5 protein-coding genes are annotated in these 6404 nt (G+C 68.2%); all 5 read left to right on the top strand.

Annotated features, from left to right (window positions below; genetic code table 11):
* Nucleotides 1-237: 237 nt before the first annotated feature.
* The 5 genes from I6U14_RS11205 (at nt 238) to gspD (ending at nt 6399) form a co-directional block, all read left to right on the top strand.
* Complete coding sequence (locus I6U14_RS11205) at nt 238-1263, top strand: general secretion pathway protein GspK (RefSeq protein WP_296899354.1); 1026 nt, start codon at nt 238-240, stop codon at nt 1261-1263.
* Nucleotides 1264-1600: 337 nt separating this feature from the next.
* Nucleotides 1601-2707 carry a PilN domain-containing protein gene (locus I6U14_RS11200; protein WP_296899352.1) on the top strand — a complete coding sequence of 369 codons (1107 nt, stop codon included), beginning with the start codon at nt 1601-1603 and terminating at the stop codon, nt 2705-2707.
* Nucleotides 2708-2739: 32 nt separating this feature from the next.
* Nucleotides 2740-3450 carry a type II secretion system protein GspM gene (gene gspM / locus I6U14_RS11195; protein WP_296899350.1) on the top strand — a complete coding sequence of 237 codons (711 nt, stop codon included), beginning with the start codon at nt 2740-2742 and terminating at the stop codon, nt 3448-3450.
* On the top strand, nt 3447-4166 hold the full coding sequence (locus tag I6U14_RS11190; RefSeq protein WP_296899348.1) for a hypothetical protein: 720 nt from the start codon (nt 3447-3449) through the stop codon (nt 4164-4166). Before gspM ends, I6U14_RS11190 begins: the two co-directional genes overlap by 4 nt.
* Nucleotides 4167-4272: 106 nt before the next feature.
* A complete protein-coding gene (gspD, locus tag I6U14_RS11185; protein ID WP_296899346.1) occupies nt 4273-6399 on the top strand; it encodes a type II secretion system secretin GspD in 2127 nt (708 codons plus the stop codon).
* Nucleotides 6400-6404 lie beyond the last annotated feature (5 nt).

The following is a 6404-nucleotide window of genomic DNA, read 5'->3' as shown; positions in this document are numbered from 1 at the left end:
GGTGTGGGTTAACAGAAGCAGGGCGGCGGGAAGTGTCCGACCGTCCGGGCTCGCTGCAGAAGTGGCGCATCCCCCCCGGCCCCCCAGGGCGGTCTGGGCCGGACGCCTGGGTTGCATTGCCGGGCGGAGAGGCTGCGGGCGCTGGCCAATTCACCAGTGAGCCGATGTCCGTGGGAGGTTCGGGCACCCAAAGCAGCGCCCCGACTCGGCCGGCGGCGCCGGCATCGGCGGAATAGCATGCAGACGGGCGGCGTGGCTCCCCCGGCTGCACAGTTGCTCCTGCGGGCCGCTGTGGCGGGCCATGGGCGCCGAAAACCCGCCCGCCGGGCCTGCGGTCAAGGCCGCGGGCGGGCGCAACAGGGTATCGCCTTGGTGCTGGTGCTCTGGATCATCGCGCTGCTGACCATCATGGCGCTTGGCCTGACCACCACCCAGCGAACCGAGACAGCCTTAGCGCGCAACCAGATCGACGCCGCACGCTTTCGCGCCCATGCGGAGACGGCGCTGGCGCTGACGGCGCTGAATTTCCTCTCGACGCCCCTCGAGGCCACGCCGCCGGAGCTCGTCTGGATCCCTAACGGGGTGCCGCGCACCTTGGTGCTCGACGGCATGACCTTCACCGTCACCGTCACCAACGAAGCGTCGCGCATCGACCTGAACCTCGCCACCCGCGACGTGCTGGCCGCCCTCATCGAGCTCGCCCAGGGCGAGGAGGACTTTGATCCGAGCGCGCGCGACGCCCTCGCGGACGCCATCGTCGACTGGCGCGATGAAGATGACCTGATCCAGCTCAATGGCGCCGAGGACGGCGAATATGCTGATGTCGGGCTGCCCTATGGGGCCGGCGATGGCCCGTTCACCAGTGTCGAGGAGCTGCGCCAGGTGCTGGGCATGACCCGCGCCCTCTATCAGCGCTTGGCGCCGCATCTGACAGTGTGGACCCGCACGGATCAAGTGGAGCAGCGGTTCGCTACGCCCGAGGTGTTGGTGGCCACCCAGGGCATTCTGCTGGAGGATGCCCTGGAACTGGTGAATCAGCGGGACCAGCCAATGTTGCCGGACGGAGAGCCGGCAACCGTCACCAACCGTGGCGGTCCGCTCTATCGGGTTCGGTTCTCCCAAACAGACGCCGCCGGGGCCGGCCGACACATGGAGGCCCTGCTGATGGTCCAGCGCGGGGGGCAATCGCCATTCGAGGTGCTTTGGCGCCGCTACGGACTGCTGGCGGATGAGAACACCTCGGCGGCGGCCGAGATGCAGTAACGGGCGGATGCACAGGTATCGCGCTATTCTATGCGTTGGCTCCCTGTACGTGGCTTCTCGGGGGGCTAGTCTGTCGTGGGTCTTCACGCGTCAGCTTCGCGGATGCGGCCGCGACACGCCGGAGGCATCATCGGATCATGGAGTTCAGTATGGCGCCAGTTTTCTGCAGCAGGGTCACTCGCGCGGCCGCCACCGCTGGCGCGCAGACCGCGGCCCTGTCGGGGCTGCGCGGACTGCATGCGCCCCGGGGGGCCGGTCTGACCCCGACGGCTAGGGCTCCTGTCGACCGTCGTCTCCCCGACCATCGCCTCCCTGCACGGGTGCTGCGCTCACGGCCATGGCAGGGCTGAACGGAATCTTGTCCGTCGCCGGCGTGCGGCTCCCGTCGGCGTCAGCGCTGCCCGGTATCGGGCTGCTGCGACGCTGGCGTGATGCCTTGGTGCACTGCCTGCCTCGGCCCGTGCGGCGCTGGCTTGCATTGCGTAACCCGCGGCTCGTGGTGCAGCCGCATGGCGACGAGGCCCAGCTCCTGCTGCAGATCGGTGCCGATCGCGAGCCCGTTGGCGGGCTGGATCTGCGCACCGGCGGCACGGTTACCGCCGCGTTGGCGCGCCCGCCGAAGCAGGGTTGGCGCGAAACCTGGCTGGAGCTGCAGGCGTCAGAAGTGCTGCTGCGGCGTACGACGCTGCCCGCCCAGGTGCAGGACAAATTGCGTCAGGTGGTCAGCTTCGAGCTCGACCGGCTCACGCCCTTTAACGCCAAGGACGTCTACTTCGACGCCCGCGGGCTTGGCCCCGTCGCCCGCGGTACCAAGGTCGACGTCGAGGTTGCAGTGGTGCGCCGCGATGCCGCCGCCGACTGGCTGGACCGACTTCGCGAGGCACACTCGCCGGCGGCCCGGCTTGCCTGGGCCGGCGCCTGGCCTGGGGCAAACCTGCTGCCGCGTGAGGAGCGCCCGAAGCCCAGGCGCTTCGGCTCATTGGTGACGCAGCTGCTGTGGCTGTTGCTGCTTGCGCTGCTGGTGGCAGCGCTGCTCACCCCGCTGTGGCAGAAGCAGCGTGCGCTCGAGGCGCTCGATGCGGAGCTTAGAGAGGTGCGTAGCGCCGCGATCGAGGTGGAGGAGCTGCGCGAGGCCCTGGAGCGGGCCCGCCTCGGCAGCGTCGAGGTGCTGAACCGCAAGCGCGGGCAGCCGCGCATGACCGATCTGCTGCGCGAGCTCACGGATCTCCTGCCGGACGGTACCTGGGTGCAAACACTCAACTTCCGCGATGGCGAGGTGGATGCCCGCGGCGAATCCGACCAGGCGACGGCCTTGATCGGCCTGCTGGAGCAGGGCGTCGGTATCGATGCCGTACGCTTTCGCTCCCCGGTGATGCAGGTGGCCAATACCGGCCAGGAGCGCTATCACCTCTCTTTCACCTACAGCAGGGCGACACCCGAGTGAGGACCGCCTGAAGTGTCCCCGAGTCCCGTCGCATGAGCACGCCCATCAGCGCTGACGCAACGCCGAGCCCTACATCACAACCGGTGGTAGCGGCGGACGCTGCCGCGGGTGCGACCGCCGTCTCAGCGCCGCCGCGGCGGCGTCGGGTCGCCCAGCTGCCCTGGGGTTGCATCGGCGCCTGGGCGGCGGCGCTGCTCATCCCGGTGTTGCTGGTGCTCGCGGTGGCCCTGCCGTGGTGGCAGCGCCTGCAGACACTGGACGCGGACTATGCCCGCGGTCTGGACCAGCTCGTGCGGTATCAGCGCCTGGTGGCGACGCTGCCGTCGCTGCGAGCGGAGCTGGCCCGCGAGCAGGCCAACGACGAATTCAAGGCCTTCTATTTCGATGCCGAGACGCCGGCGCTCGCCGGAGCCCGCCTGCAGAGTGAGGTGCAGGACATGGTCCGCAGTGCCGGGGCCCGGCCCATCAGCACCCAAATCCTGCCGGTGGACGAAGAGGAGCAACCGCAGCGGGTCCGTATCCGGACCCAACTGCAGGGCACCACGGACGAGCTGCTGGATGTGCTGTATCGCATCGAGAGTGCGCGGCCATTCCTCTTCGTCGACCAGATGTCCATTCGCTCCACCAGCCCACGGCGAAGCACCATCCGCCGCCGCGTATCGCAGCGCCGGGTGGAGCAGAACGTCGGCCAGCTGACTGTCCGGCTCGACATCTTCGGCTACATCCTCGGGAGCGGCGCATGAAGCCCGTGCTGTTCGGCCTGGCGCTCGTCCTCGGGACGCTGCTGGCGATCCAGTGGCAAAGTTGGGCGCCGAACGCGGCGCTGCCGCCGCCGCCGGTACCCCAGCCGGCCGCGGCAGGCGACGGCGGGCAGGGAGCCGACCCGTTGGACCCCTTCGCACTGGAGCCGCCGCCCAAGTCGGAATACGCCTCCGTCGTCGAGCGGCCGCTGTTCCTACCCGAGCGCCGGCCACCGCCTGACGAGCCGGAGGAAGAGCCGGTGGCGGAGGAGCCCATGACGGAGCTCGACGGCGTTGACCTGACTGCGGTGGTCATCACTCCTGCGGTGGTCTCTGCTTGGGTGAGCGGACCGCAGAGCAAGGAAGTCAAGCGTCTGCGCCTGGGCGACGATTATCTGGGTTGGACGGTGAAGACCATCGAGCCCGCGAGGCTGGTGCTCGAGCGACAGGGTGAGACCGATGAGTTACCATTGCGCGACTACACGAATGCGCCAGCGCGCATCCCGCCGACCCGGCTGCCGCCGCGACGCGCGGGCGGCGATCAGGCCCAGCAATCCGACCCAGCGAGCGGCCGGGCGGACGAGCGAGGAGCCGCCGAACAGGCAGAGCCGTCCGAGCAACGCAGGCGTGCGATACGCAGACCGGTACAGCAAACCAGAGGCCGCGGCAGCAATGCCGAGCCCGCGCGCCAACCCCCGAACCGTGCTCCCACGCCCTGACGCCATGCGATCTCAGGACAACAGCGACTCCGACTGCCGCGGGCAGTCCAAGGCGGCCAGTCTGTCTGCACGCCGTTGGGCGTGCAGCGGCGTTTTGTGGGCGGCGATGGCGCTGGCCCTCGCTATCAGCGGCTGCGGTAGCGGTGGTCTGGTGTTCGACCCCACCGAGCGCGTTGGCTCGCCGAAGGGCCACATCACGGACAAGACGCGGCGGTCCGCGCCCACCGGCACCGTCGGTCAGCCACAGAGCATCGCCATTGGCGATGAGGCGCCGGAGCTGGGCGACTCGGTGCGTCCGGGTACGGGCACCTTCGTGCGGCCGGTCGCACCGGCAGGCGTCGATACCACGCCAGGCGACGTGACGCTCAATTTCGATGGCACGGACATACGCGAGGTCGTGAAGGTCATCCTCGGCGACCTGCTCGGTGTAAATTACGTCCTCGATCCCGCCGTTTCCGGATCCGTGTCCCTTCAGACGGGCCGACCGCTGCGCCGCGACATGCTGATCCCCACGCTGGAAATGCTGCTGCGCATGAACAACGCGGCGCTGGTGGACAACGCCGGCACCTACGAGGTCGTGCCGCTGAACAGCGCCGTTCAGGGTCGCATCGTGCCGCAGCTGGGGCAGTCGTCCAGGGCACTGCCGGAGAGCTATAGCGTCCAGGTAGTGCCACTACGCTACATTGGCGCCGAGGAGATGGCGCGGATCCTGGAGCCACTGGCACCGGAAGGGAGCATGCTGCGGGTGGATACGCTGCGCAATCTCATCGTCATCGCCGGTACGAGTCCGGAGATGAGCAACATGCTGGACACGGTGCAGGTGTTCGACGTTGACTGGATGTCAGGCCTCTCCGTTGGCTTTTTCGTGCTCGAGTACGCCAAGGCCGGTGATGTGGTCACACAGCTCGAAACCCTGCTGGCCGACGGCGAAGGCGCGACCCCTTTCAAGGGTCTCTTTCGCTTCATCCCTGTGGAGAGTGCCAATTCAGTGCTCGTGGTGTCGCCGCAGCAGAGCTATCTTGCGCAGATGGAGGACTGGATCGACCGTCTCGACCGCGCCGAGGCGAGCGGCGGCGCTGCGCAGCGGCTCTTTGTGTACCGGGTGCGTCATGGCGATGCCGAGAACCTGGCCGACGTGTTGACCAAGCTCTTCTCCGGCGAAGACGGCGGTGCCCAGGGCCGCAGCGTCGGCGGCGTCGCACCGGGGCTGCAGCAGGCGAGCATCGGCGACGCCGACCGCGGCGATGTCCAGGGCCAGGGGAGCGCCGCGCCGCGTCGCGCCACCGCCAGCACGGTGCAGTTATCGTCGGAGGTGAGTATCGTCGCCGATGCCGTGAACAATTCGCTTCTGGTGCGCTCGAGCCCTCGGGATTACAAAAAGATCCTCGACGCGCTGAAGCAGCTGGACATCGTGCCGCTGCAGGTGCTTGTGGAGGCCACCATTGTCGAGATCGAGCTGGTCGGCAACCTGCGCTATGGGGTGCAATGGCGCTTCTTCGGGCTGGCTGAGGGCGGCGAGTATGACGGCAGCATCCCCGGTAACGTCGGCGGCTATCGCAGCGACATCTCCCTGCGGGACGCAGCGGGGGGCCCGGCGCCGACCTTCCCTGGCTTCAACTGGTCGGTGGTGCTGCGCCCGGACACCATCCGCGCCACCCTCTCCGCACTTGCCTCGGACGACCTGTTGAACGTGTTGTCGTCGCCCTCCGTGATGGTGCGCGACAATCAAACCGCCGAGATCTTCGTCGGCCAGGATGTGCCTGTGCTGAGCACCCAGCAGCAGGGAACCGACACCACGGCTCGGGTCGTCAACAACATCGAATATCGCCAAACCGGCGTGAAGCTCTCCGTCAAGCCGCGGGTCACCCCCGGCGGGCTGGTGCAGATGGAGATCGAGCAGGAGGTCAGCAGCGTCGATGACCAGGCCGCGGGCGGCGTCGACTCGCCGACCTTCCGCCAGCGCACCATTACCAGCAATGTGTCGGTGCGCTCGAACCAGGCGGTCGTGCTCGGCGGCCTTATCGAAGATCGCGAGGACGAGGGCAAGCGTGGTGTGCCGGGCCTCTATCGCGCGCCCCTCATCGGCCCTCTGTTCGGAGAGACCCGGCGCACTGCCACACGGGCGGAGCTGGTGGTGGTGCTGACGCCCCGGGTAATCGCCAGCGACAGCGACATCGAGACGGTTACCCGGGATTTCCGCGAGAAGGTACGCAACCTGGAGTATCGTTTCTGAATCGC

The organism is Thiohalocapsa sp., from assembly GCF_019695415.1.
Lineage (GTDB): Bacteria > Pseudomonadota > Gammaproteobacteria > Chromatiales > Chromatiaceae > Thiohalocapsa.
Note: the sequence above shows the minus strand (reverse complement) of the source record. Positions and strands in the feature narration are given on the sequence as shown.